Here is a 26,344-nt window from a genome sequence, read left to right as displayed (position 1 = left end):
ATCCAGGCGGCATGTTCATTACCGATGCGGCATGCTGATGAGCCCGCGTCGCAATCCATCGGACCTTACGATGACTTCTTCCCCCTCCCAAGCTCCGCTGCACCTGGTTGTGGTTGGCGGCGGTTTCGCCGGCTTATGGGCCACCCGCGCACTCGACGATCCCGGCATCCGCATCACCCTGATCGACCGCCAGAACCATCACCTGTTCCAGCCGCTGCTGTACCAGGTCGCCACCGCCGGCCTGTCGGCACCGGATATCGCCGCGCCGCTGCGCCACATCCTGCGCGAGCAGCGCAATGTCGAAGTGCTGCTCGGCGACGTCGCCGAAATCGCACCGGCCCGCCGTGAGGTGGTGCTCGCCGACGGCAGCACGCTCGGCTACGACATGCTGCTGCTGGCCACCGGCGCCACCCATGCCTACTTCGGCAACGATCAATGGGCCGAGCATGCGCCCGGCCTGAAGACGCTGTACGACGCGCTGGTGCTGCGGCGCAAGTTGCTGCTCGCCTTCGAGCGCGCCGAAGCCGAGTCCGACCCGGCCGCACGCGCAGCCTGGCTGAGTTTTGCCGTGGTCGGCGGCGGCCCGACCGGCGTCGAGCTGGCCGGCACGCTGGCCGAGATCGCCCGCCACACGCTCAAGAACGAATTCCGCCATATCGACCCGCAACAGGCGCGCGTGCGCCTGGTCGAAGCCGGCCCGCGCGTGCTGCCCTCGTTCCCGGACGATCTCACCGCCAAGGCGCGCAAGCAGCTCGAACGCCTGGGCGTGGAGGTGCACACCGGCACGCCGGTCACCCACATCGATGCGCTGGGCTATCAGCTCGGCGATACCTTCGTGCCTGCACGCACCGTAGTGTGGGCCGCCGGCGTGGCGGCATCGCCGCTGGCGCGCACGCTGGGCGTGCCGCTGGATCGCGCCGGCCGCGTGCTGGTGGAGCCGGACCTGAGCGTACCCGGTCACCCGGAGATCTTCGTCGGCGGCGACCTGGCCTCGGTCCAGCAGGACGGCCGCCCGGTGCCGGGTGTGGCACCGGCGGCAAAGCAGATGGGCAAGCACATCGCCAAGGCGATCCGCGCCCGCCACCGCGGCCAGCCTGCACCAGCCTTCCGGTACCAGGACTACGGCAACCTGGCCACGATCGGCCGCATGGCCGCCATCGTGCATGTCGGCAAGCTCAAGCTCTCCGGCATCGTGGCCTGGTGGTTCTGGCTGGCCGCGCACGTGTACTTCCTGATCGGTTTCCGCAACCGGTTCGTGGTGCTGGTGAACTGGGCGATGGCGTACTGGAGCTACCAGCGCGCCGCGCGCATCATCTTCGGCGGCGCCACCGACGACCCGCCGCCCAGCAGCAAGGACGGATGACAGCGGCGCAGGCCGTGCGCGATGCTGTGCGGCCTGATGCGACGGTCTGATCGTGACCACTCTCCTGTTCCTGCTGGATCTGCTCGGCACCTTCGTGTTCGCCCTCAGCGGCGCGACCGTGGCGGTGCGCAATCGCCTGGATCTGTTCGGCGTGCTGGTGCTGTCGTGCGCGGCGGCGGTGTCCGGCGGCATCGTGCGCGATGTGCTGATCGGCGCCACCCCGCCGGCCGCGCTGGTGCATCCGCAGTACCTGCTGGTCGCCTGCCTGGCCGGCGTGGCCGGTTTCTACTGGCATGCGGCGGTGGAACGGCTGCGCAACCCGGTGCAGCTGTTCGACGCGGCCGGGTTGGCGCTGTTTGCGGTGTACGGCACCAGCAAGGCGCTCGATTACCAGCTCAGCCCGCTCAGCGCGACCTTGCTCGGCATGCTCAGCGGCATCGGCGGCGGCATCGCGCGCGATCTGCTGGTGGCGCGGACGCCGGTGGTGCTGCAGGCCGAGCTATATGCGGTCGCCGCGCTGGCCGGTGGCGGCCTGGTCGCGATCGGGCACATGCTCGCGGTACCGCAGGCCTGGTCGCTGGCGACCGGTGCGCTGGTCTGTTTCGGGCTGCGCTTCATGGCCATCCGCTACGGCTGGCATCTGCCGGTGGCGCGCCTGCCGGAATAGCGCGGGCGAGCGCAGCGCGGTCGATCATCGGCGAACGACCACGACGAACAACCACGCGTCCTCGGACTCGACGCAGCACCGGCACCCCACATGCAAACGGCCCGGAAAACCGGGCCGTTTGTGCAACACCTGGGGCACGATCGAAGGATCAGGCCACGAACAGTGCCTTCATCTTCTTCAGCGCATTCGCCTCGATCTGGCGGATACGTTCGGCCGATACGCCGTACTCGTCGGCCAGCTCCTGCAGCGTCACCTTGGAGTCGGAGTCCAGCCAGCGGCGCTTGACGATATCGCGCGAGCGCGTGTCCAGGCCGGCCATGCCTTCGCGCAACAACTGCAGCTGATTATCTTCGCTGTCGTGACGCTCGTAGGCCTGCGACGGATCTTCGTCGTTGGCCACCAGGTAGCTCACCGGCGACGGCGGGCCATGGTCGTCGTCTTCGTCGGACGAGGCATCGAAGCCGATATCGCGACCGGACAGACGCGACTCCATCTCCATCACTTCGCGCTCGGAGACGTTCAGGTCCTTGGCGACCGCAGTCACCTCGGACGCATTGAGCCAGCCCAGGCGGGTCTTGGACTTGCGCAGGTTGAAGAACAGCTTGCGCTGCGCCTTGGTCGTGGCGACCTTGACGATGCGCCAGTTCTTCAGGATGAACTCGTGCATTTCCGCACGGATCCAATGCACCGCGAAGCTGACCAGGCGCACGCCCATTTCCGGGTCGAAGCGCTTGACCGCCTTCATCAGGCCGATGTTGCCTTCCTGGATCAGGTCGCCCAGCGGCAGGCCGTAGCCGTTGTAGCCGCGAGCGACGTGCACCACGAAACGCAGGTGGGAATGGACCAGCTCGCGCGCGGCGTCCAGATCCAGCTCGTCACGGAAGCGACGGGCAAGATTCTGTTCCTCATCGACCGACAGCACCGGGATCTGGTACACGGCACCGATGTAGGCGTCCAGCGAACCGAGCGCACTGGGAATCGGGAGATTGTTTGCCACTAGGGCAGTCGAGGTGATCTGGTTCATAGGGCACCATCTTAGCAGTCGAACTATTGGACTGCCGGGTACAGAAAGAGTTCCCAGCGTTCCATTTATAGGACGTTCGGGCTTCCGGCGTTGCCGTCGTTCTACGGCGCAGCTCCCCGACTTCGAATACCTACGCTACCACCGCCGCCCTGCGCAGACCGTGACAGAGACGCCGCGAAACGGGCCGGCGCTGGTACCGTTCAGCCGCTGGCCGAAGTGGTGTCCAGCGCGTTGCGCGGCGGCAGTGACCAGTCGATCGGGCCCAGCCCGCGGCGCTGCAGATGCTCGTTGGTCTTGGAGAAGTGCTGGCAGCCCAGAAAGCCGCGGTGCGCCGATAACGGCGAGGGATGCGGGGCCTTGAACACGCGATGGCGCGCCTGGTCGATGACCTTGCCCTTGGACTGCGCGTAGCTGCCCCAGAGCAGGAACACCAGGCCTTCGCGCTCGCGGTTGAGGGTTTCCACGACATGGTCGGTGAAGCCTTCCCAGCCCTTGTTCTGGTGCGCGCCGGCACGGCCCTGCTCCACCGTCAGCACCGCATTGAGCAGCAGCACGCCCTGGCGCGCCCACGGCATCAGATAGCCATGGTCCGGCCGCGCGATGCCCAGGTCGTCCTGGATCTCCTTGTAGATGTTGAGCAGCGACGGCGGCACCGGCACGCCGGGCAACACCGAAAAGCACAGCCCATGCGCCTGGCCTTCACCGTGATACGGGTCCTGGCCCAGGATCACCACCTTGACCTGCTCGAACGGGGTGGCGTCGAAGGCCGCAAAGATCTGCGGGCCCGGCGGGAACACCCGCGCCCCGGCCGCCTTGCGCTGGCGCAGGAATGCGGACAGCTCCTGCATTTCCGGGCGCAGCAACCAATCGCCCACCCGCGCCTTCCACGACGGTTCCAGCTGGATACGCGCTTCCACTTCAGCCACTTCGGTCATAGCGTGACAGCCTGGTCCTCGAGCCGAGCCAGGCGCAGCTGGAACAGCACCTTGGTCACCAGCAGACGTTCTTCGATGGGTTTTTGCACCAGGTCGTTGGCGCCGGCGCGCAGCAGCTCGGACTGGTTGCGCGGATTGGTGTCGCCGGTCATCACCAGCACCGGCAGGCGACGCTTGCCGTAGGCGAAGTCGATGCGGATGCGCTCGACCACGTCGCGGCCGTTGAGCTCGCCCTTCAGGGTCACATCGGTCAGCACCACGTCGATGCGGCGCTCGGTGCGGCCCAGCGATTCGGCGGTGAGCAGCGCAAAGGCATCCTCGGCGGTGAGCACATGCACCACCTTCAGGCTCTGCCGCTCGAGCATGCGCTTGGTCGCCTCGGCCACCACGCGGCTGTCCTCGATGTACAGCACGGTCGCGCCGACCACCGGCTCGGGCTGCACATAGCCGCGGATGAAGGTCGCCAGGGCTTCATGGCCCAGCGCCTTGTCGAAATAATCGGTGACGTATTCGGTGAAGCGGCGCTCCACCAGATGCTGCTGCGCATCGCCGGAGACCACGATCACCGGCACATAGGCCTGGCCAGCCGCTTCGCGCACGCTGCGCGCCAGGGTCAGGCCATCGCCATCGGGCAGCGACAGCGAGGTGGTGACCAGATCCACCGCACCGGCTTCCAGCGCCTGGCGCGCCTCGGCGATGCTGGAGCAGCCGATCACCTGCACGTTGGGCAGATCACGCTGCAACACATCGGCGATCAGCTTGCGCACCAGCTTGGAGCCATCGACCACCATCACACGCGGCGCGTCGCTGATCAGGTGCTTGAGATCCGGTGGATGCATGGCAGGCCTCAGGTCTCGGTGGGACGGGTCTGGCGAAGGAAATGGCCGGTGACCAGCCAGGCGCCCAGCCAGCCCAGGACCAGGGTGCCGACCAGCACCAGCGCAGAATGCAGCAGATCCAGCCCGTGCAGGGTAAAGGAGCTGCCGTAACTGTCGGCCAGGGTCGCCAACGGCGCGCGCAGCGCCAGCCCGGAGGCGGCGATCAGCGCGAGCGCCACAGCGCCGGCACCGAGCCCATACCAGGCCCCCAGGTACAGGAACGGACGCCGGATAAAGCCATCGCTGGCACCCAACAACTGCAGCACGCCGATTTCCTCGCGCCGCGACTGGATGTCCAGCCGCACCGTATTACCGACCACCAGCACCGCGCCGACACCTAGCAGTGCCGACAACACCTGCACCAGTCGCTCGCCGAAGTGCAGCCAGCCATCCAGGCGCTTGCGCCACAGCGCGTCGTGCTGCACCTGGTCGGCCTGCGGCAAGGCCTGCAGCGCGCCGGCCAGCTGCGCATCGTCGGCCGTCTCGCTGGGCGTGACGACCAATAGCGTCGGCAGCGGATTGTCGCCCAGCGCATCGATCGCCTCGTCGAGCTTGGCGCTCTCGCGCAGCTCGGTCAGCCCCTGCGCCGGCGTGCGCAGCGCGACCTGGGCAACGTCCGGGCGGGCGCGCAGTTCGCCGGCCAGGGCCTGCGCGGCCTCGGCGCCGATCTCGACCTTCAGGAACAGGTTGATCTCGCGCGACTGCTGCACGCTGCCGGCCAGCAACTTGACGTTGTCCAGCGCGATCGACAGCCCCAGCGGCAAGGCCAGCGCCAGCGCCATCACCACGATGGTCAGCAAGGTGGCCCAGGGCTTGCGCATGGCACGGCCCAGGCTGAAGGCGATGCTGTGCAGATGGTGGTCGATCCACACGCCGACCCGCGAGGGGGCGACGGCTTCGGTATTGGCGGGCTTGCTCATTCGGCCAGATCCTGCGGCGAGATGTCGTCGACCAGGCGGCCGTGGTCCAGGATCAGCACGCGCTTGCGCATCTGCTTGAGCAGGGCCAGGTCATGGCTGACCACCAGCACGCTGGTGCCGCGCGCGGGCAGCTCGGCGAACAACTGCATGATTTCCGCGGCCAGCGCCGGATCCAGATTGCCGGTGGGCTCATCGGCCACCAGCAGGCGCGGTTCGCCGACGATGGCGCGGGCGATGCCCACGCGCTGCTGCTCGCCGGCCGACAACTGCGACGGCAAGGCCCGCTCGCGATGGGCCAGCCCGATCCGCTCCAATGCCGAGCGCACGCGCTTGCCGATCTCGGCACGCCGGGTGCCGCGCAGGATCAGCGGCAACGCCACGTTCTCGGCGATGCTGCGGTCGTTGAGCAGGCGATGGTCCTGATAGACCGCGCCCACCTGGCGACGGTGCAGCGGAATCTGCCGGCCGCGCACCTTGAGCAGGTTGCGTTCGCCCAGCAGCACCGCGCCCTGGCTGGGCCGCTCGCTGAGGTGGATCAATTTGAGCAGGGTGCTTTTGCCGGCGCCGGAGTGGCCGGTCACGAACAGCATCTCGCCATCGGCCACTTCGAAGCTGACATCGGTCAGCGCCTGGTGGCCACCGGCGTAGTGCTTGCTGACGTTGTCGAAACGCAGAACGGTCATTCAGCGATTATGCCGGAGCGCCAGCGCTTGCGTCGCATCGCCGAAGCCCGGCAATGCGACGCAGGCCGCAGGCGATCAGTTGCCGGACACCAGCGAGCGCAGGCGACGGCCGATGCGGCTCAGCAGCGACGGGCTGCCGGACGGCTTGGCGGCGCTGCGCACCGGCTTGGCGACCACCTGGGTGGGCTTGCGCGGTGCGGCAGGTGCGGCGACCGGAGTGGAGGCTACTGCCGGCTCGGCACCTTCGACCGGGCGGCCGTTGCGACGACGGCGCCGCTTGCGCGGTGCGCGCTCGGCATCGGCCACGATGGTGGAAGGCGCCTGGACCGACGCCGCAGCAACCACCGGCGTTTCGGTCGGCGCTGCCGCTGCCGGGGCTTCGCCCTCCACACGCGGCTTGCGACGCGGACGCGGCTTGCCATCGGCACTGCCGCCGTCGCGACGACCGCCGCCACTGCCGCTGCGCGCTGCGCCACCCGGCCCGCTGCGACCACCGCCGCGGCGCTGCTCTTCGGCAGCACGCTGTTCGCGCGCCTCGCGGAAGATGGTGCCCACGCTGTCGCCAGCATCCTCGTCGGCCTCTTCGCCTTCCACCGGTACACGCGCGGTGCGCGGCAGCGGCGTCAGCAGCTCGGAGGTCACCGGCTCGACCGGGATCTTCTGCTCGATATAGGCCTCGATGTCCGGCAGGCTCATCGCATAGCGCTCGCAGGCGAAGCTGATCGCATCGCCCTCTTCGCCCAGCCGCGCGGTACGGCCGATACGGTGCACGTAGTCTTCCGCATCGAACGGCAGGTCGTAGTTGTAGACGTACTTGACGCCGTCGATGTGCAGGCCGCGCGCGGCCACGTCGGTGGCGACCAGGATTTCGAGCTGGCCCTTCTGGAAACGGTTGAGCAGCGACTCGCGCTTCTTCTGCGGCACGTCGCCCGACAGCACGCCGACCCGGTAGCCGTGCCGCTCCAGCGTGCGCGCCACCCGCTCGACGAACGCCTTGGTATTGACGAACACCATGGTGCGCGCGCCTTCGCTGCGCGACAGCAGGCCCAGCAGCAGCGTCTGCTTTTCTTCGTCGGACGGGAAATAGATGCGCTGGCGCACCCGTGCGGCGGTGATGCTCTCGGTTTCGACGACCAGCTTCTCCGGCTCGTTCATGTGCTCGTAGGCGAGCTCGAGCACGCGGTGGCTGAGCGTGGCCGAGAACAGCAGGGTCTGGCGGGTGCCGCGCTCGGGCATGCGCCGCAACAGGAAGCGGATGTCCTTGATGAAGCCCAGGTCGAACATGCGGTCGGCTTCGTCCAGCACGCAGATCTCACATGCGTGCAGCGAGACCACCTTGTGCTGCTTGACGTAGTCGATCAGCCGGCCCGGGGTGGCGATGATCACGTCCACGCCCTGCTGCAACAGCTCGCGCTGCTTGTCGTAGTCCACCCCGCCGTAGACCAGCGCAAAGCGCAGGCCAAGGTCGGCGCCGAACTTGACCGCATCCTTGTGGATCTGGATCGCCAGCTCGCGGGTCGGCGCCAGGATCAGCGCGCGCGGGTCTTCCGGCTTGCGGTCGGCCAGCGCCGGGCGGATCAGCAGGCGGTTCATCACCGCCACCAGGAACGCCAGGGTCTTGCCGGTGCCGGTCTGGGCCTGGCCGGCGACGTCGCCGCCCGGCAGCGCGACCGGCAGGGTCAGCGCCTGGATCGGGGTACAGCGGGTAAACCCGGCGCTCTCCAGCCCGGCGATCAGCGCCGGATGCAGGTCGAACGTGGAAAAAGTCAAATCGGTCAGCGGTTTGTCGCTCATTATTCCGTCTTCGTGAGGCGCCCTGGGCAGCCCGGGCGCGGCTTGCATCGATGCCGACAGCGTCGCAAACTGCGGCTGTTGTGGCGGACAGCGCGGCTTCAGGACTGACACTTGATTCAGTCGCGCAATGCCCCAGTTTAACGCAATGTAGCGGCCTGCCCGTTCGGGCGGGCCGTTTTGGTTTCCAGGAGACCCAACGTGAGCGATAAGGTTCAACATGTCGGCGATGCCGACTTCGATACAGCTGTACTGCAATCCGGCGCACCGGTGCTGGTGGATTTCTGGGCCGAGTGGTGCGGACCCTGCAAGATGATCGCACCGGTACTGGACGATCTGGCCGATACATACCAGGGCAGACTGAAGGTTGCCAAGGTCAATGTGGACCAGAACCGCGCCCTGGCCATCAAGTACCACGTGCGTTCGATCCCGATGCTGTTGCTGTTCAAGGACGGCCAGGTGCAGGCCACCCAGATCGGTGCGGTTGGCAAGGGCCAGCTGACCCAGATGATCGACAAGACCCTGGGCGGCGCGGCCGCCTGAGCGAGCGGGCGTCCAATGATGGGCGCCCCGTGATGCGCCAGCAGTTAAATCCTGCTGCGGCAGGCGCTTGCGCGGTTGCGCGCAGCGGTGATAGTGTCAGTCGATCCGGAGCACGTTCGTGCGCCGACGTACCCCTCTAGAAACCTCTTCTAGACTCCCATCACCTAAAGTTCGCCCCCCAGCCGGGCGCTCGCACTCTTAGCGAGGAATCACGCACTTGTCCGATCATCCTTCCTCCGATACCGGGAGCAGCGTCGACGCTCCTGTCGAGAAGCGCGTGCGCAAGCCGCGCGTGAGCAAGACCGCCGCTGCCACCGACGACGGTGGCGCGCAGCAGCCCAACCTGCCCTTGCCCGCCAGCCCCGTACCCGACGCTCCACGTGCCCCGCAGGCCCCGTCGCACGCTGCCGATTCGGCACCGGCGCAGACGTCCGGCGATGGCGCGTCCTATGCCGGTAACGCCCCCAGCGCCAACCAGGGCAGCCAGGGCAACGACACCCATGGCGACTCCCGCGAGGGCGGCCAGACACAGCAGCAGCGCTTCAATCAGGCGCAGCAGCAGCAGAACCAGAATCAGGCGCAGCACCGGGGCCAGGGCCAGAACCAGGCTCAGAACCAGGCTCAGCCCCAGGCGCAAGGTCAGGGTCAGGGTCAGGGTCAGGACCAAGCCCAGAATGGCGGCCAGAATCAGCAAGGCCAGGGCCAGGGGCAGAACCAGCAGGGCAACCGCCGTGACCGCTTCCGCAACCGCCGCGACCGTGGACGCGACCGCTTCGGCAACGAAGGTGGTGGTGGCATGCCGTCGTCCGATGGCAGCAACGAGCCGTTCGTCGCGCGCCCGCACCCGGCCGTGCCGGAAGGCTTCCCGGTCTACTCGCTGAGCGATCTCAAGCGGATGCCGGCGCAGAAGCTGCTGGATATCGCCGACCAGCTCAACATCCAGGAAGGCGTGGCGCGCGCGCGCAAGCAGGACGTGATCTTCGCCCTGCTCAAGGTGCTGACCCGCCACGGCGAAGGCGTTGCCGCCGACGGTGTGCTGGAAATCCTGCCCGACGGCTTCGGCTTCCTGCGTGCCGCAGAAGCCAGCTACCTGGCCGGCCCGGACGACACCTATATCTCGCCCAGCCAGATCCGCCGCTTCAACCTGCGGACCGGCGATCACCTGTCCGGCCGTATCCGCTTCCCGAAGGACGGCGAACGCTATTTCGCGCTGTCGATCGTCGACACCATCAACGGCGAGCCGCTGGAAGCCAGCAAGAACAAGGTGCTGTTCGAGAACCTGACCCCGCTGTTCCCGCGCCGCCGCTTCCGTCTGGAGCGTGGCGATGGATCGACCGAGGACATCACCGGCCGCATCCTGGATCTGATGGCGCCGCAGGGTAAAGGTCAGCGCGCGCTGATCGTCTCCCCGCCCAAGGCCGGTAAGACCATGATGATGCAGCAGGTGGCCACGGCCATCACCAGCAATCATCCCGAAGTGCACATGATCGTGCTGCTGATCGACGAGCGTCCGGAAGAAGTGACCGAAATGCAGCGCACCGTGCGCGGCGAGGTCATCTCCTCCACCTTCGACGAACCGGCCGCGCGCCACGTGCAGGTCGCCGAGATGGTGATCGAGCGGGCCAAGCGCCTGGTCGAGCACAAGAAGGACGTGGTGATCCTGCTCGACTCGATCACCCGTCTGGCACGCGCCTACAACAACGTGGTGCCCAGCTCCGGCAAGGTGCTCACCGGCGGTGTGGACGCCAACGCGCTGCACCGTCCGAAGCGCTTCTTCGGTGCGGCCCGTAACGTGGAAGAAGGCGGCTCGCTGACCATCATCGCCACGGCGCTGGTGGAAACCGGCAGCAAGATGGACGAGGTGATCTACGAAGAGTTCAAGGGCACCGGCAACAGCGAAGTGCATCTGAACCGTCGCATCACCGAAAAGCGCGTCTATCCGGCGATCGACATCAACCGCTCGGGCACGCGTCGCGAAGACCTGCTGATCGAGCCGGAGCTGCTGCAGAAGATCTGGATCCTGCGCAAGCTGCTGCACCCGATGGACGAAATCGCGGCGATGGAATTCCTGCTGGACAAGATGAAGACCACCAAGTCCAACGACGAGTTCTTCAGTTCGATGAAGCGCTGAGTCGGTCGGCGTTATCGACAAGAAAAAGCCCCGCATTGCGGTAATGCTGTTCACTTAGGCGGAGCAGCCTTCCGATCTACCGGATAGCGGGTCTTCGAGATCTTCACCGTCCTTGGCCGGGTAGGCCTTGGACGGTGATCGAGGAACAGGCTCGCGATGCCTGAGCGAAGCTGGGATAAGCGTCTTCCTGTGGCGGAAGCTGGATTGGCTGCGGCCATCACGATGAGTTGCACTGCGATGTACTGGCAAACCGGTTTGAATCGGATGTCCGAAGGCGTTTTGCCAAACGCCTCCGCTGCCTGACCGGCTTCACGTCGAATGATGTTGTAAGCCAGCAGCAACCCCCAGACCTCCTGGTACACCAAGTCGATCTTCTTGCTACGTAAGGTCGTCGCGTTGTGCTGCATCGAGCTTTTGATGTCGCGCAAACTCAGTTCGATTTCCCATCGCTCCTGGTAAAGCAGTGCGACAGACTTGGTGCTGTAAGTGGTGACAGGCAACGAGGTCAGCACCGACTTTCTCTTCCCCTGATGCAGATAGCTCACTTCACGTACGTCCCAGTGCGTGGGAAGCGCTGGATTGCGTTTTCTGGCCTGCGGCGAGACACGCATGCGCAGTAACCGATCATCAGTGCCATAACGCGTGATTTCCTCAGCCACCAGGCCTTTGCGTGCTGGTGTCAGCCAGTGGCGTGCAGTGCCAGTGTTGGCTAGCGAAAGCAACAGATCAGCGCTCCAGAATCCTTTGTCGAACAAGGTGACCGAATGGTCGGGAATGGAGTGTAGAAACGGCTCGCTCAAGCGAATTTCGCTGCGCCGGTACGGACTGAGCTGGGCATTGAGCAAGACATGCGAGCGTACGTTCATCAGTGCAACCAATCGCAGCATGGGAAATGGTGTCTGACGGTCCGTGCTGGTATTACCGGAACCAAAATGTTCGCGCAGTTCTTCAGTGTCTGGCGTCCGCAGCAGCGCGCCATCCACGGCAAAGACCTGCAATCCCTGCCATTCATCGCCTTTGTAGCGTTCGCATCCCCACTGCGCCCCAGTCGTTGCAAACAGGTGGTGGACCGGGTCGGCGCCCAGTCGCGCGCGCGCCTGACTGACACCGCTGCGAGCCAACAGATCTTCTGAGGCCAGCCCTTGTGCGCAGATGTTCAAACGACGTGCGACCTCGTGCACCGGTTCGTCACGGAACAACGCCATGCCCAGGACAAGCCACAACACCTGATCACTGGGAAGACGCCGACGCCGGATGCTGGCCTTGGAAGACAGTTCCAGCGCGCTGGCCACCCACTCCACCGGAATATTCTGCGTAAACGTGCTCAGGTCGGAGAAGTTGAACAGATCGCCAAGGTCGAACAGCTGCTGTTGAAGGGACACAAAAAATCCGATACCAGAGGTCTGATACCAGATTTTCGGTAACTCAATTGCTTAAGTGAACAGCATTACCGCATTGCGGGGCTTTTTTGTGGTTGGGTGATGATGCAGAGTCTCCGGTATTCGATGCGAAGCGCTTGGCATGACACCTGCAGCAACGGCGACAGCCGCTGCCCAATGGCATAACCCAAAAAACCAGATGCCGGTTATCTGCCTCACAGAGCGCGTCGCGCCGGAGCAAGGCGCAAGCCCCTCTTCCCTTATCCCTCCTGCAGCGGCGTCGCCAAGCGAACGCCTTCTCCTCGCACCGAAAACAAGCCATAGCCAGACAGCGCATCAGGACTGTCGATCGATACGGCGTCACTCCTTTCATTACGCCACGGCGCAGCCTGACGCGGGCCCGGCAGGTAGGCCTGCCACTGCTTCTGCCTGGCGTTCAGGTCGCGCTCGGATGAGGCAATCTCGAACGTCACCGGCACGCGCATCACCCAGAAATGAGCATTGACGTCAGGGCCCTCGGTTGGCGGAAGAAACTCCCAATGACGCGCCTTGCTCATGGACGCATCGGCAAACTCCTGCCGCCAGCGTGCGCGCTTGGACTCGGGCACCAGCGCGGTGAGATTGACCTGCTCGGCGACCACATCTTCGACCTTTCCCGCACGACCGATCTTGAGCAGCAGATAGACCACACCCGTCGCCCCACCTCGGAAGGCATTCACCGGATAGGCAGGTGGTTGCATGTCCTTGGAGCGCACGCTCCCCACATCCTGCGCCTCGCCGCCGAAATGCGCGCTACGGATCGAAATCAGATACCGATTGTCATCGGTCGGCTTGGCGACCAACAGCAGATTCATCGGCAAGGTTGCCGGCAAAGCGCTGCCATCGTCTTTCACCGGATCGAAGCGCCACGCCGCGATCGAGTGCTTGACCCGCTCGCGAACGGCCACCGGTAACTGGGCCTCATCCTTGAGCGCCACTGCGGTGACGACACCCTCGGGGGTCAGTGTCAGGGTGCCCGAGACATTCATACTCGCCTCGGTCAGCTGGCGAGCGCTGCTGGAGCCCGCTTGTGCATTACCGAGCAGTGCCAGTCCCATAGCGAAGCCAAGCACGATTTTTTGCTTCCACTGCATTACGACTCTCCATTGATCCAAGCGCTCTTTGTACCAGTGTGCACATGCAAACGAAACATCTCAGGCCAGCCGACGCGAGTCTGCGTAGGGCGGGGTGTCGGGGTAGTCGTCCTCGCGCAGGCGGGTTTGCAGGTCGCGCCACCACTGCGGGTCGAACAGTTCCGGGTGCAGGTGCTTGACCGCTTCCAGCTGCGAGGGTGGCAAGCCCATGAATAGCGCGAAGCGCTCGGGAAACACATCGCGCGGGCCGACGTGGAACCAGGGCTCGGCAGCCATCTGTTCTTCATAGGTGGTGGGGGTCGGCCAGTCGCGGAAGGTGCATTCGGTGATCAGGCACAGCTCGTCGTAGTCGTAGAACACCGCGCGCTGATGGCGGGTGATACCGAAGTTCTTCAGCAGCATGTCGCCGGGAAAGATGTTGTTGCGCGCCATGTCCTTGATCGCCTGGCCGTAGTCCAGCGCGGCCGCATGCGCGGCTTCGGGCAGCTGTTCGCGCAGGTAGAGATTGAGCGGGCGCAGGCGGCGCTGCACGTAGCACAGCGCGATCAGCACGTCCTGGCCATCTTCGCTCAGGCTCGTCGCACAGCTGGTCTGCAGCTCTTCCAGCAACGCTGGCGAGAAACGCGATTTGGGAAACCGCAGGAAGCGATACGGCTGCGCGTCCAGCAAGCGGCCGATGCGATCGAGCTGGAACACCAGCTCGTATTTGCCTTCGACCTGCGCGCGACTCATGGTCTTGGGATAGGCAAAGCGGTCGCGAATCAGTTTGAACACCAGCGGATAACTGGGCAGGGTAAATACCACCATGACCATGCCGGGCGTGCCATCGGCATGCACCAGCTGCTCGGAGGGATGCGCCTGAAAATGGCTGAAAAACGTGCGATAGCGTTCGGTCTTGCCCTGCTTGGCGCGCCCGAGCATCGTGTACAGCTCGTCGACCGGCTTGTGGGTGAGCAGGCTGCGTAAAAACACCACTGCGTCGCCGACGGTGGCCAGATCGGCCTGGAAGTAACTGCGCGAGTTGCTGAACAATTGCGCGACGTCGCTGCGTCGGGTCAGCACCGCTTCTGCGCGCAGGCCGGCGTCGTCGTTGACCAGGGCGATGACGCATGGCGAGAAGCGATGTTCGCCGAACACGCGGCCGACCAGGTAGGCGCGCCGCTCGCGATAGAACACGGTCTCCAGCAGCTCCACACTGCGCACCGGGTGCTCGCCCCAATGCGCGAGATCGTCGAGCAGGCGCACCGCGATCGCCGCTGCACAGCGGGTGCGATGCGCATACGGAACGTCGAAGGAATAATCGCCGAGCACGCGCACCAGCATGTCGGTCAGCCGGCCGGGCGAGACCGCATAGGTATGCCGTGCGACCGGCACCGTGATCGCATCGGTCGGCTCGATATCCAGCGCGATGAACTCGATCTCCGCATCCACGCCGTGGGTGCCGAAGTAACGCCGGGTCAGGGTATTGTAGAAGGTCTTGTACAACTCCTGGTCGATCAGCCCGCTCAGCAGCGCGGCGTAATGCACGCGTGCGCGCATCCACAGCGCGCGATCGTGCGCCTGCCCCAGCAGCACCGCACGCAAGCGCAGCATGCATTCGCTGATGTACTGGTCATACAGCGCGATCCGCGCCACCGCGTCATCGCGCGCGCCGCTCCAGTCGCGCGTTTCGAAGCGCTGTTTGGCGCGTGCGGTGATCTCGGCAAACCGGGCGTGGTAATCCTCGAAGGCGTCGTACACGGCATGGGCGATCGCCAGCGCACGGCGCTCGGACTGCGGCGGTAACGGGAGCTGGCTCATGCCGGCAGTGTACCCAGCGCATGTTGCGGCGTGCAGCGGAGACAAACGATCAATCGAATAGGCGCACAGTCGGCCAAATGCCGAGACTGCTCGCACCGAGGCGCAGGATCTCTCGCAGGCAAGGCATTGCCAGGTCGTGAGGCCTGGCACGCAACGACCGTGTTCACGCTGTTGCGCGCAAACGCCGGAAACGACAAGGCCCGCCCCTCATCGAGGCGGGCCCTGCCTGTTGCACCTGCTGGACGCACCGCCAGGCGGTGCGCTGGATCAGGCCTTCAGCGTGGCCAACACGTCGTTGAAGGTCTTGCTCGGGCGCATCGCCTCGCTGACCTTGGCCAGATCGGGGTGGTAGTAGCCGCCGATCTCGACCGGCTTGCCCTGGGCGCCGTTGAGCTCGGCCACGATGCTGGCTTCGTTCTCGGTCAGGGCCTTGGCCAGCGGTGCGAACTTGGCCTGCAGGGCGGTGTCCTCGGTCTGCGCAGCCAGGGCCTGCGCCCAGTACATCGCCAGATAGAAGTGGCTGCCGCGGTTGTCCAGTTCACCGACCTTGCGCGCCGGCGACTTGTTGTTGTCCAGGAACTGGCCGTTGGCCACATCCAGCGCCTTGGCCAGCACCGTGGCCGACGGGTTGTCGTAGCGGTTGCCCAGATGCTCCAGCGAGGCGGCCAGGGCCAGGAACTCGCCCAGCGAATCCCAGCGCAGGCTGTTCTGTTCGACGAACTGCTGCACGTGCTTGGGCGCCGAGCCACCGGCACCGGTCTCGAACAGGCCGCCACCGGCCATCAGCGGCACGATCGACAGCATCTTGGCGCTGGTGCCCAGCTCCAGGATCGGGAACAGGTCGGTGAGGTAATCACGCAGCACGTTGCCGGTGACCGAGATGGTGTCCTGGCCCTTGCGGATGCGTTCCAGCGAGAAGGTGGTCGCTTCCACCGGCGGCAGGATACGGATATCCAGGCCGTTGGTGTCGTGATCCTTCAGATAGGTTTCAACCTTGGCGATGACCTGCGCATCGTGCGCGCGGGCCTTGTCCAGCCAGAACACCGCAGGCGTCTCGCTCAGGCGCGCGCGCTCCACAGCCAGCTTGACCCAGTCCTGGATCGGCGCGTCCTTGACCTGGCACATGCGCCACAGGTCGCCGGCTTCCACCGCATGTTCGAACACGGTGGCGCCGGTGTCGTCGGTGACCTTGACGGTCCCGGCGGCGGCAATCTGGAAGGTCTTGTCGTGCGAGCCGTATTCCTCGGCCTTCTGCGCCATCAGGCCGACGTTGGGCACCGAGCCCATGGTGGACGGATCGAATGCGCCATGCGCCTTGCAGTCGTCGATCACCGCCTGATAGACATCGGCGTAGCAACGATCCGGGATCACCGCCTTGGTGTCCTGCAGCTTGCCTTCGGCATTCCACATCTGACCGGAGTCGCGAATCATCGCCGGCATCGACGCATCGACAATCACGTCGCTGGGCACATGCAGGTTGGTGATGCCCTTGTCCGAATTGACCATGGCCAGGGCCGGACGCTGCGCGTATTCGGCCTGGATATCGGCCTTGATCTGCGCCTGCTGGTCTTCCGGCAGCGTGGCGATGCGTGCGTACAGGTCGCCGATGCCGTTGTTGGGATCGAAGCCGACCGACGCAAGCGCTTCGGCATGCTTGCTCAGCGTGTCCTTGTAGAACTCGCCGACCACCACGCCGAACAGCACCGGGTCGGAGACCTTCATCATGGTGGCTTTCAGATGCACCGAGAACAGCACATCCTTGGCCTTGGCATCGGCGATCTGCGCGTCGATGAAGCTGGCCAGCGCGCGCTTGCTCAGCACCGCGGCATCGACGATTTCGCCGGCCTTGACCGCGACCTTGTCCTTCAACACGCTGCTGCTGCCGTCGTTACCGACGAATTCGATCTTCAACGCGCCGGCGGCCGCCGCGGTGGTGGATTGCTCGCTGCCGAAGAAGTCGCCGTCGTCCATATGGGCCACGTGCGACTTCGAATCGCTGCTCCACTTGCCCATGCGGTGCGGATGCTTGCGTGCGTAATTCTTCACCGACAACGGCGCGCGGCGGTCGGAGTTGCCCTCGCGCAAAACCGGATTGACTGCGCTGCCCTTGACCTTGTCGTAGCGCGCCTTGATGTCCTTTTCGGCATCGTCCTTGGGCGTGTCCGGATACGCCGGCAGCGCATAGCCCTGGCCCTGCAGTTCGGCGATGGCGGCCTTGAGCTGCGGCACCGAGGCGCTGATATTGGGCAGCTTGATGATGTTGGCTTCCGGCGTGGTGGCCAGCTCGCCAAGCTCACCGAGGTCGTCGGCGATCTTCTGCGCGTCGCTCAGGTGTTCGGGAAACAGCGACAGGATGCGGCCGGCCAGCGAGATGTCGCGGGTTTCGACCACGATGCCGGCAGTATTGGTGTAAGCATCGATGATCGGCAGCAGCGACTGCGTGGCCAGATACGGTGCTTCGTCGGTGAGCGTGTAGATGATCTTCGGTGTCTTCGACATAAGGTGCGATGGCTCGTGTGGTCGGAAGGAGCGCCGGCGTTGTTGGCACTGGCGTTGGCGTGCGCGACGGGGGTCGCTGCTGGCACGCCGATCGGCCGGCGCGTGGAACGCGGCGATGGATCAGCACGGCATTGTCGCGTCTGAGCCGCGCCCGGGTAAAGCGACCACAGGCGGATGCTCCATCCCGCCACCCGTCCAATGCGATGGATGCAGCTGAAACGAATGTGCCGTCTGACAGAATTGCATAGAAAAAAGGGCGCGATCGTGCGATCGCGCCCTGATGGCCTGCTGGAAGAACGATAGGGCAACGCGATGGACGCGCTTGTCCGACATGCTTGGGATCGGCGCGCTACCGCTTTGCGAATACGCACACCTATCTGCAGACTGCCTGCTCGCCTGGCTGCTTACTTGACCGTGATGGTCTGCGGAGTACCCGCCGGCTTGCCATCCACCATCACCTGCGCGGTGTAGCTGCCAGCCGGCCAGCCATCGGGCTTGCTGAAGCTGAGGTTGGTGGTTTCCGGGCCCGTCGTCGTCAAGGTGGCATTCTGCTCGCCGGCCACCTGGCCATCCTGATAGGTGAGTTTGGCTGCGACTGCCACATTGCTCGCGCTGCCATCGGTTTTCACCGAGACGATGATGGTGTCTTTGCTGCCGATATTGGCCGACGGAGTCACCGACTTGTCGGCAGTCGCCGTGGTGCCGACCACCACGCTCGACACCATTACCGCCGAACCTGTCGCGGCTGCGGTATCGGTGCTGGCAGCGCCGGTCGCGGTGCTCTGGCCAGCCTGATCGCTCGCCGGCGGTGTTGCGGCTGGACCCGGCATTGCCTCGGTGGCAGCCCCGGAGGTCGGATCCTTGGACACGCTGTCGTCGTCGGCCTTCTTGCTGCAGCCCGACAGGGCGAGGACGCCGGCAAGGGCAATGGCGAGGGTGCTAGAAATGGAAGTAGTACGCATGGATCAATCTCCGGATATCAGAATGAAAAGTGGGTTTCGAAAGCTGCCAGGTATGCGGTGCGCCTACGACTTCGGCGGCAACTGCAGGACCTGGCCCGGAAAGATCTTGTCCGGATCCTTGAGCGTTTCGCGGTTGGCTTCGAAAATCCGCGGCCACAGGTTGCCGTCGCCGTAATGACGCTTGGCGATGCTGGACAGACTGTCGCCCGCCTGCACGGTGACCGATTCGCCGACCAGCTGCGCAGTGCTCTGCACGCTGGTACGCACGTTGGAGAAATCCGCCGCTGGCGTGACGTCTGCGGTGCTGTCGACCGAGGACGTCACGTTGGAAAAATCTGCTTTCTTGTCGACATTCATTGCCGCAATCCCTTTGCATCACGATGACTGCAGGGTGCGCGGCGCGCCGTTAAGCGTGGATCGCGCCACCGTGAAGCTGGCGCGAGCCTTGAATGGGCGCGATTACTGGCGCAGGTCGCGGAAGATCGACAGCGGTGTCGGCACGCTGGGCGAGCTGCGCAAGGGGTTGATGTCCAGCCCGCCACGGCGGGTATAGCGCGCTTCCACCACCAACCATTCGGGCGCGCAGCGGAGCAGCACGTCATGGAAGATACGCTCCACGCATTGCTCGTGAAACTCGGCGTGGTCGCGGAAACTCACCAGATAGCGCAGCAGGCCTTCGCGGTCGATCGGGGCGCCGCGGTAGCGCAACGTGACGCTGGCCCAATCCGGTTGACCGGTGACCGGGCAATTGGACTTGAGCAGGGCCGAGGTCAGCACTTCTTCCACCACTGGTTGCGCGTGCGCCGCCAGATACGCGGCATTGGGCGGGCCGTAATCGTCGATGCTGACATCCAGTGCGTCGATCGACTCGCCCTCGCCCACTGCATCGATCGGCGGCAGACCGAATTCCACCGCCACGTCGGCACCGGCGCGCGTGGACAGGTCGGAGGCGATGCGCGTACGCACCGCTTCGGCGCTATTGAAGCGGGTGGCATTGAGCGAATTGAGATACAGCTTGAGCGACTTGGATTCGATCAACGACGGCGACTCGCTGGGCACGTGCAAGGTGGCGGTGGCCACGCACGGCTTGCCCTGCGCATCGAGCCAGCTGAGTTCGTAGGCATGCCAGCGGTCGCGGCCGATGAAGGGCAAGGCGCCCGTCAGGCCGATCGCCTCGCGCCCGGCCGCGCGCGGAATCGGGAACAACAGCGACGGATCGTAGCCATTGGGATAGGCGACCTCACGACCGAGGGTGGAATCTTCTGGGGTATTCATCGCGCCATTTTAGGCCGAGCGGGCTGGCCATGAGGTGTATAGCGGACGCTGGAGCGAGCTGGCGACAGAAGCAGCGGGCCGTCAAGCGGCCCGCCACCCCACACGATCACCAACGCTCAGCAGAAACCGCGCAACTGCACACGATTCCCCATTCCCCATTCCCGAATCAGCCAGCCTCCCCCTGATGCAGGTAATCCAGCGACACCTGCAACAGCGCGCGCAGGCCCACGTCCAGCGACGATTCGTCGAGCAGGAACTGCGGCGAATGGTTGCTGGGCGCGGTGGCCGGGTCGATGCCCTTGGCGGTGGAGCCGACGAAGAAGAACATCGACGGCACCTGCTGGGCGTAGAAGGAGAAATCTTCCGCGCCCATCTGCAACGGCGGTTCGTAGACATTGTCGGCGCCGACCACGGCCTGCAGGCTGGGCAGCATCCTGGCGGTCAGCGCCGGGTCGTTGACCGTGGCCGGGTTGCCGGGCTGGTCCGGCACCTGCGCCTCGACCTTGGCCCCGTGGGCGGCGGCGGTGTGCTCGGCCACCGTCTTGAGGTCGGCGAAGATCTGCTGGCGCATGGCTTCGTCGAAGGTGCGGATGGTGCCGACCATTTCCACGTCGTCGGGGATGATGTTGTAGCGGATGCCGCCCTTGATCGCGCCGAAGCTCAACACCGCCGGTTGTTTGGACAGGTTGGCGCGGCGGCTGATCACGGTCTGCGCGGCACCGATCATGTCGGCGCTGGCCACGATCGGGTCGATGCCGTTCCACGGCGCCGAGCCATGCGTCTGGCGGCCGATCATCTTGATCGCAAACCGGTCCGAGGCGGCCATCAGCGGGCCGCTGCGCACCGCGATCTTGCCGGCCTGCACGCTGGAGAACACATGCAGGCCGAACACCGCCTGTGGCTTGAAGTCGGCGAACAGGCCTTCCTTGAGCATCAGCGATGCGCCGCCCTCTTCGTTGCCGGGGGCGCCCTCTTCGGAAGGCTGGAAGATCAGCATCACTTCGCCGGGCAGCTGCTCACGCATGCCGACCAATGCTTCGGCCACCCCGAGCAGGATCGCGGTGTGGGCGTCGTGGCCGCAGGCATGCATCACCCCGACCTGCTCGCCGCGGTACTCGGCGGTGACCTTGGAGGCATACGGCAGGCCGGTCTGCTCCTTGACCGGCAAGGCATCCATGTCGGCGCGCAAGGCGATCTTCGGACCCGGCTTGCCGCCCTTGATGATGGCCACCACGCCATGATGGGCGATGCCGGTACGCGGCTTGAGGCCGAGCTTGCGCAGCTGCGCGGCCACGGTGGCAGCGGTGCGCTCCTCGCGGTTGGACAGCTCCGGGTGCTGGTGGAAGTCGCGGCGCCACTGCACCAGCTTGCTCTGCAACGGCGCGGCGGCGGCCTGGACTTCGGGCCGGGGCGCGGCCTGGGCGGCGGCCAGGGTGGGCAGGGCAAGCAGCAACGCGCTGGTCAGCAGGCGGGAGTGGCGCATCAGCAATCCTCTAAAGATGGTCGCTTAATGTAGTGCAGGTGCACGCTCGGTGGGCTGCAGTGGGGCTGGATTCAGTCCTGCGGTCAACCACATCGGCCCTGACGCGTTGCCGCTGCACTGCATCTGTGAACGCTGCAGTCGTTTCGTCCGGCGGGCCGTTACTTCAGTAACGCTCAATTGCCTGATCGCAACGATATGCTTCGCACAGCCGCCCCACGGTCGCACCAGCGCCCGGCCCGCCCTCAGGAGTTGTCGCATGTCGCGTTTTTGGAAGATCACACTGCTGGTCGTAGCGGTGCTCGTCGTGGTGTTCGTCGCAATGCGGATGTTCGGCGGGGGCAACCACGGCAAGCGGGCGGATGCACCGGACGGCAATGGCACCGAGAACAGCGGCCCGGTACCGGTCACGGTCGTGGCCGCCACCACCCAGGATGTGCCGGTTTACGCCAGCGCGCTGGGCACGGTGACCGCGCTCAATACCGTCACGGTCAGCCCGCAGGTCGGCGGCCAGCTGATGAGCCTGAATTTCAAGGAAGGCCAGGAAGTGAAGAAGGGCGAGCTGCTGGCGCAGATCGACCCGCGCACCCTGCAGGCCAGCTACGACCAGGCGCTGGCGGCCAAGCGCCAGAACCAGGCGCTGCTGGCGACCTCGCGGGTGAACTACCAGCGCTCCAACGACCCGGCCTACAAGCAGTACGTCTCGCGCACAGACCTGGATACCCAGCGTAACCAGGTGGCGCAGTACGAGGCGGCGGTATCGGCCAACGATGCGCAGATGCGCTCGGCGCAGGTGCAGTTGCAGTTCACCCGCGTGACCGCGCCGATCGACGGCATCGCCGGCATCCGCGGCGTGGACGTGGGCAATATCGTCAGCGCCAGTTCCACCATCGTCACCCTGACCCAGATCCGCCCGATCTACGTGTCCTTCAACCTGCCCGAGCGCGAGTTGCAGGCGGTGCGCAGCGGCCAGGCGGCCGCCCCGCTGGACGTGGCGGCGCTGGATCGCGGCGATGCGCACGTGATCAGCGGCGACGGCAAGCTGGAGGTGATCGACAACCGCATCGCCGCCGACAGCGGCACCTTCGGTGCGCGTGCGATCTTCGCCAACACCGACAACGCCTTGTGGCCGGGCCAGTTCGTCAACGTGCGCCTGCAGCTGCGCACCATCTCCGGCGGCACCGTGGTGCCGACCCAGGCCGTGCAGCGCGGCCCGGACGGCGATTACGTCTACGTGGTCGGCAGCGACAACACCGCGCAGATGCGCACCGTGGTGCAGGGCGTGGAAGTGGACGACAGCCATGTGCAGGTCACCAAGGGGCTCAAGCCGGGCGAGCGCGTGGTGACCGAAGGCCAGTTCCGGCTCAAGCCGGGCAGCAAGGTCAGCGCGCTCAAGCCGGGCGAAACCCCGCCGGAGCCGACCGAGGCAGAACTCAAGGCCGCGCAGGACAAGAGCCGTGGCGGCGCCGGCGGCCGACGCAGCGGCGGCGGTCCGCGCTAACTCGCGAGCACCGGCGACGGGACTTCCGTCGCCGGTGTGCATCGGCGCTGCGCGCGCCGGCATCGATTGACGTCTTCAGCAAGGACACCCCCCGTGGGCTTTTCGACCATCTTCATCCGCCGTCCCATCGCCACCTCGTTGTTGATGGCGGGCATCCTGCTGCTGGGCATCCTGGGCTACCGGCAATTGCCGGTCTCGGCGCTGCCGGAAATCGACGCGCCCAGCCTGGTGGTCACCACCCAGTATCCCGGCGCCAATGCGACCACCATGGCCTCGCTGGTGACCACGCCGCTGGAGCGCCAGTTCGGGCAGATCTCCGGGCTGCAGATGATGACCTCCGATTCGTCGGCAGGCCTGTCCACGATCATCCTGCAGTTCTCGATGGACCGCGACATCGACATCGCCGCGCAGGATGTGCAGGCGGCGATCCGTCAGGCCACCCTGCCCTCGTCGCTGCCGTATCAACCGGTCTACAACCGGGTCAATCCGGCCGATGCGGCGATCCTGACCCTCAAGCTCACCTCCGACTCGCTGCCGCTGCGCGAGGTCAACCGCTATGCCGATGCGATCCTGGCCCAGCGCCTGTCGCAGGTGCCGGGCGTGGGGCTGGTGTCGATCGCCGGCAATGTGCGGCCTGCGGTGCGCATCCAGGTCAACCCGGCGCAGCTGTCGAACATGGGCCTGACCATGGAGTCGCTGCGCAGCGCGTTGACCCAGACCAATGTCAGCGCGCCCAAGGGCTCGCTCAACGGCAAGACCCAGTCCTACAGCATCGGCACCAACGACCAGCTCACCGACGCGGCGCAGTACCGCGAGACCATCATCAGCTACAGCAATGGCCGCCCGGTGCGGCTGGCCGATGTGGCCAACGTGGTCGACGGGGTGGAGAACGACCAGCTCGCCGCCTGGGCCGACGGCAAGCCGGCGGTGCTGCTGGAAATCCGCCGCCAGCCCGGTGCCAACATCGTGCAGACGGTGGAGCAGATCCGCAGCATCCTGCCGCAGCTGCAGGCGGTGCTGCCGGCCGACGTGCACCTGGAGGTGTTCTCCGACCGCACCGAAACCATCCGCGCCTCGGTGCACGAGGTCAAGTTCACCCTGGTGCTGACCATCGCGCTGGTGGTGGCGGTGATCTTCGTGTTCCTGCGCCGGTTGTGGGCCACCATCATTCCCTCGGTGGCGGTGCCGCTGTCGCTGGCCGGCACCTTCGGGGTGATGGCGTTTGCCGGCATGTCGCTGGACAACCTGTCGCTGATGGCGCTGGTGGTGGCGACCGGCTTCGTGGTCGACGATGCGATCGTGATGATCGAGAACATCGTGCGCTACATCGAACAGGGCAAGAGCGGGCCGGAGGCGGCCGAGATCGGCGCCAAGCAGATCGGCTTCACCGTGCTGTCGCTGACCGTGTCGCTGGTGGCGGTGTTCCTGCCGCTGCTGCTGATGCCGGGCGTGACCGGGCGGCTGTTCCATGAGTTTGCGTGGGTGCTGTCGATTGCGGTGGTGATCTCGATGCTGGTGTCGCTGACGCTGACGCCGATGATGTGCGCCTACCTGCTCAAGCCCGACGCCCTGCCCGAAGGCGAGGACGCGCACGAACGCGCCGCGGCCGCCGGCAAGACCAACCTGTGGACGCGCACCGTGGGCGCTTACGAGCGCAGCCTGGACTGGGTGCTGGCGCACCAGCCGCTGACTCTGGCGGTGGCGATCGGCGCGGTGGCGCTGACCGTGGTGCTGTACATGGCGATCCCCAAGGGCCTGCTGCCCGAGCAGGACACCGGCCTGATCACCGGCGTGGTGCAGGCCGACCAGAACGTGGCGTTCCCGCAGATGGAGCAGCGCACCCAGGCGGTGGCCGCGGCGCTGCAGAAGGACCCCGCCGTGACCGGCGTGGCCGCCTTCATCGGCGCCGGCACCATGAACCCGACCATCAACCAGGGCCAGTTGTCGATCGTGCTGAAGACGCGTGGCGACCGCGAGGGCCTGGACGAAGTGCTGCCGCGCCTGCAAAAGGCGGTGGCCGGCATTCCCGGCGTGGCGCTGTTCCTCAAGCCGGTACAGGACGTCACCCTGGACACCCGCGTGGCCGCCACCGAATACCAGTATTCGATGTCGGATGTGGACAGCAGCGAGCTGGCCACCTGGGCCGGGCGCATGACCGAGGCGATGCGCAAGCTGCCCGAGCTGGCCGACGTGGACAACAACCTGGCCAACCAGGGCCGGGCGCTGGAGCTGAGCATCGATCGCGACAAGGCCAGCATGCTCGGCGTGCCGATGCAGACCATCGACGACACGCTGTACGACGCCTTCGGTCAACGCCAGATCTCCACCATCTTCACCGAGCTCAATCAGTACCGGGTGGTGCTGGAAGTGGCGCCGGAGTTCCGCAGCAGCACCGCCTTGATGAACCAGCTGGCGGTGGCCAGCAACGGCAGCGGCGCGCTGACCGGCACCAATGCCACCAGCTTCGGCCAGCTGACCTCGTCCAACTCCTCCACCGCCACCGGCGTGGGCGCGCAGAACACCGGCATCGTGGTCGGCGCCGGCAGCATCATTCCGCTGGCCGCACTGGCCGAGGCCAAGGTCACCAACACGCCGTTGGTGGTCAGCCACCAGCAACAGCTGCCGGCGGTCACGATCTCGTTCAATCTGGCGCCCGGCCATTCGCTGTCGCAGGCGGTGGAGGCGATCGAGCAGGCGCGCCAGGATCTGAAGATCCCCACCCAGGTGCATGCGGCGTTCGTCGGCAAGGCGGCCGAATTCACCGGCAGCCAGACCGATATCGTATGGCTGCTGCTGGCCTCGATCGTGGTGATCTACATCGTGCTGGGCGTGCTCTACGAGAGCTACATCCACCCGCTGACGATCATCTCCACGCTGCCGCCGGCCGGCGTCGGCGCGCTGCTGGCGCTGATGATGTGCGGGTTGAGCCTGTCGGTGGACGGCATCGTCGGCATCGTGCTGCTGATCGGCATCGTCAAGAAGAACGCGATCATGATGATCGACTTCGCCATCGACGCCCGCCGCGAAGGCGCCAACGCGCACGAAGCGATCCGGCGCGCCTGCCTGCTGCGTTTCCGCCCGATCATGATGACCACCGCCGCCGCGATGCTGGGCGCGTTGCCGCTGGCGCTGGGCACCGGCATCGGCTCGGAACTGCGGCGTCCGCTCGGCATCGCCATCGTCGGCGGCCTGCTGCTGTCGCAGCTGGTGACGCTGTACACCACGCCGGTGATCTACCTGTACATGGAACGTGCCGGCGAGCGGCTACGCGATTGGCGCGCGCGGCGTGCCGCCCGCCGCGACGGCGTGCCCCCGGCCTCCACCTCGGAGCGCCCGGCATGATGACCGATGGCGTCATCGCTGATCGGTCTGCCTGCCCA

At 65.8% G+C, this 26,344-nt stretch carries 20 protein-coding genes; 6 read left to right on the top strand and 14 right to left on the bottom strand.

The window, feature by feature from the left end:
- The first annotated feature begins 70 nt into the window (after positions 1–70).
- Positions 71–1,363, top strand: coding sequence for an NAD(P)/FAD-dependent oxidoreductase (locus tag XARJCFBP2528_RS15255; protein WP_026064621.1), 1,293 nt, complete (start codon positions 71–73; stop codon positions 1,361–1,363).
- Positions 1,364–1,415: 52 nt separating this feature from the next.
- A complete protein-coding gene (locus XARJCFBP2528_RS15250; protein WP_016903683.1) occupies positions 1,416–2,030 on the top strand; it encodes a trimeric intracellular cation channel family protein in 615 nt (204 codons plus the stop codon).
- A gap of 148 nt (positions 2,031–2,178) precedes the next feature.
- Here the strand turns inward: XARJCFBP2528_RS15250 and rpoH are convergent, their stop codons facing one another.
- The 6 genes from rpoH to rhlB all read right to left on the bottom strand — a co-directional run bounded on the left by rpoH (position 2,179) and on the right by rhlB (position 8,264).
- Entirely contained in the window at positions 2,179–3,054 is an 876-nt protein-coding gene (gene rpoH, locus XARJCFBP2528_RS15245; RefSeq protein ID WP_016903684.1) for an RNA polymerase sigma factor RpoH, read from the bottom strand.
- Positions 3,055–3,254: 200 nt separating this feature from the next.
- Complete coding sequence (ung, locus tag XARJCFBP2528_RS15240; RefSeq protein WP_026064622.1) at positions 3,255–3,980, bottom strand: uracil-DNA glycosylase; 726 nt, start codon at positions 3,978–3,980, stop codon at positions 3,255–3,257.
- A gap of 5 nt (positions 3,981–3,985) precedes the next feature.
- Positions 3,986–4,828, bottom strand: a complete 843-nt coding sequence (locus XARJCFBP2528_RS15235) for a response regulator (protein WP_016903686.1) — start codon at positions 4,826–4,828, stop codon at positions 3,986–3,988.
- A gap of 8 nt (positions 4,829–4,836) precedes the next feature.
- On the bottom strand, positions 4,837–5,787 hold the full coding sequence (gene ftsX / locus XARJCFBP2528_RS15230; RefSeq protein WP_016903687.1) for a permease-like cell division protein FtsX: 951 nt from the start codon (positions 5,785–5,787) through the stop codon (positions 4,837–4,839).
- Entirely contained in the window at positions 5,784–6,470 is a 687-nt protein-coding gene (ftsE, locus tag XARJCFBP2528_RS15225; RefSeq protein WP_016903688.1) for a cell division ATP-binding protein FtsE, read from the bottom strand. The genes ftsX and ftsE overlap by 4 nt, the downstream gene beginning before the upstream one ends.
- Before the next feature lie 75 nt (positions 6,471–6,545).
- The gene (rhlB, locus tag XARJCFBP2528_RS15220) at positions 6,546–8,264 is read right to left on the bottom strand and encodes an ATP-dependent RNA helicase RhlB (protein ID WP_043087986.1); all 1,719 of its coding nucleotides are present in this window, start codon (positions 8,262–8,264) and stop codon (positions 6,546–6,548) included.
- A gap of 198 nt (positions 8,265–8,462) precedes the next feature.
- Between rhlB and trxA the strand changes: the two genes are divergently transcribed.
- The gene (gene trxA / locus XARJCFBP2528_RS15215; RefSeq protein WP_016904960.1) at positions 8,463–8,804 is read left to right on the top strand and encodes a thioredoxin TrxA; all 342 of its coding nucleotides are present in this window, start codon (positions 8,463–8,465) and stop codon (positions 8,802–8,804) included.
- A gap of 217 nt (positions 8,805–9,021) precedes the next feature.
- Positions 9,022–10,935: a transcription termination factor Rho gene (gene rho / locus XARJCFBP2528_RS15210; RefSeq protein ID WP_080959846.1), complete on the top strand. Its 1,914-nt coding sequence runs from the start codon at positions 9,022–9,024 to the stop codon at positions 10,933–10,935.
- A gap of 50 nt (positions 10,936–10,985) precedes the next feature.
- Here rho and XARJCFBP2528_RS15205 read toward each other — a convergent pair whose 3' ends face one another.
- The 8 genes from XARJCFBP2528_RS15205 to XARJCFBP2528_RS15170 all read right to left on the bottom strand — a co-directional run bounded on the left by XARJCFBP2528_RS15205 (position 10,986) and on the right by XARJCFBP2528_RS15170 (position 21,466).
- Positions 10,986–12,317, bottom strand: coding sequence for an IS4 family transposase (locus XARJCFBP2528_RS15205; protein WP_016905121.1), 1,332 nt, complete (start codon positions 12,315–12,317; stop codon positions 10,986–10,988).
- A gap of 257 nt (positions 12,318–12,574) precedes the next feature.
- A complete protein-coding gene (locus XARJCFBP2528_RS15200; protein WP_039512557.1) occupies positions 12,575–13,447 on the bottom strand; it encodes an energy transducer TonB in 873 nt (290 codons plus the stop codon).
- 60 nt (positions 13,448–13,507) lie between these two features.
- Entirely contained in the window at positions 13,508–15,247 is a 1,740-nt protein-coding gene (gene aceK, locus XARJCFBP2528_RS15195) for a bifunctional isocitrate dehydrogenase kinase/phosphatase (RefSeq protein ID WP_039512559.1), read from the bottom strand.
- Between the two features lie 267 nt (positions 15,248–15,514).
- On the bottom strand, positions 15,515–17,746 hold the full coding sequence (locus XARJCFBP2528_RS15190; RefSeq protein ID WP_016903146.1) for an NADP-dependent isocitrate dehydrogenase: 2,232 nt from the start codon (positions 17,744–17,746) through the stop codon (positions 15,515–15,517).
- Positions 17,747–18,150: 404 nt separating this feature from the next.
- Positions 18,151–18,708, bottom strand: coding sequence for a hypothetical protein (locus XARJCFBP2528_RS15185; RefSeq protein ID WP_016903147.1), 558 nt, complete (start codon positions 18,706–18,708; stop codon positions 18,151–18,153).
- A gap of 63 nt (positions 18,709–18,771) precedes the next feature.
- Positions 18,772–19,065 (bottom strand): LysM peptidoglycan-binding domain-containing protein, encoded by a 294-nt coding sequence (locus XARJCFBP2528_RS15180; RefSeq protein ID WP_016903148.1) that lies wholly within the window; start codon positions 19,063–19,065, stop codon positions 18,772–18,774.
- A gap of 102 nt (positions 19,066–19,167) precedes the next feature.
- Positions 19,168–19,983 carry an NADPH-dependent 7-cyano-7-deazaguanine reductase QueF gene (queF, locus tag XARJCFBP2528_RS15175; protein WP_016903149.1) on the bottom strand — a complete coding sequence of 272 codons (816 nt, stop codon included), beginning with the start codon at positions 19,981–19,983 and terminating at the stop codon, positions 19,168–19,170.
- Positions 19,984–20,149: 166 nt separating this feature from the next.
- On the bottom strand, positions 20,150–21,466 hold the full coding sequence (locus XARJCFBP2528_RS15170) for a M20 family metallopeptidase (RefSeq protein WP_026064472.1): 1,317 nt from the start codon (positions 21,464–21,466) through the stop codon (positions 20,150–20,152).
- Positions 21,467–21,722: 256 nt separating this feature from the next.
- Here XARJCFBP2528_RS15170 and XARJCFBP2528_RS15165 point away from each other — a divergent pair, with 256 nt between their 5' ends.
- Positions 21,723–22,964 carry an efflux RND transporter periplasmic adaptor subunit gene (locus XARJCFBP2528_RS15165; protein WP_039518524.1) on the top strand — a complete coding sequence of 414 codons (1,242 nt, stop codon included), beginning with the start codon at positions 21,723–21,725 and terminating at the stop codon, positions 22,962–22,964.
- Between the two features lie 93 nt (positions 22,965–23,057).
- On the top strand, positions 23,058–26,306 hold the full coding sequence (locus XARJCFBP2528_RS15160; RefSeq protein ID WP_047124855.1) for an efflux RND transporter permease subunit: 3,249 nt from the start codon (positions 23,058–23,060) through the stop codon (positions 26,304–26,306).
- Positions 26,307–26,344: the final 38 nt, after the last annotated feature.

The sequence above is a fragment of the Xanthomonas arboricola pv. juglandis genome, from assembly GCF_001013475.1.
Classification (GTDB): domain Bacteria; phylum Pseudomonadota; class Gammaproteobacteria; order Xanthomonadales; family Xanthomonadaceae; genus Xanthomonas; species Xanthomonas arboricola.
This window is presented reverse-complemented; position numbering and strand designations above follow the sequence as displayed.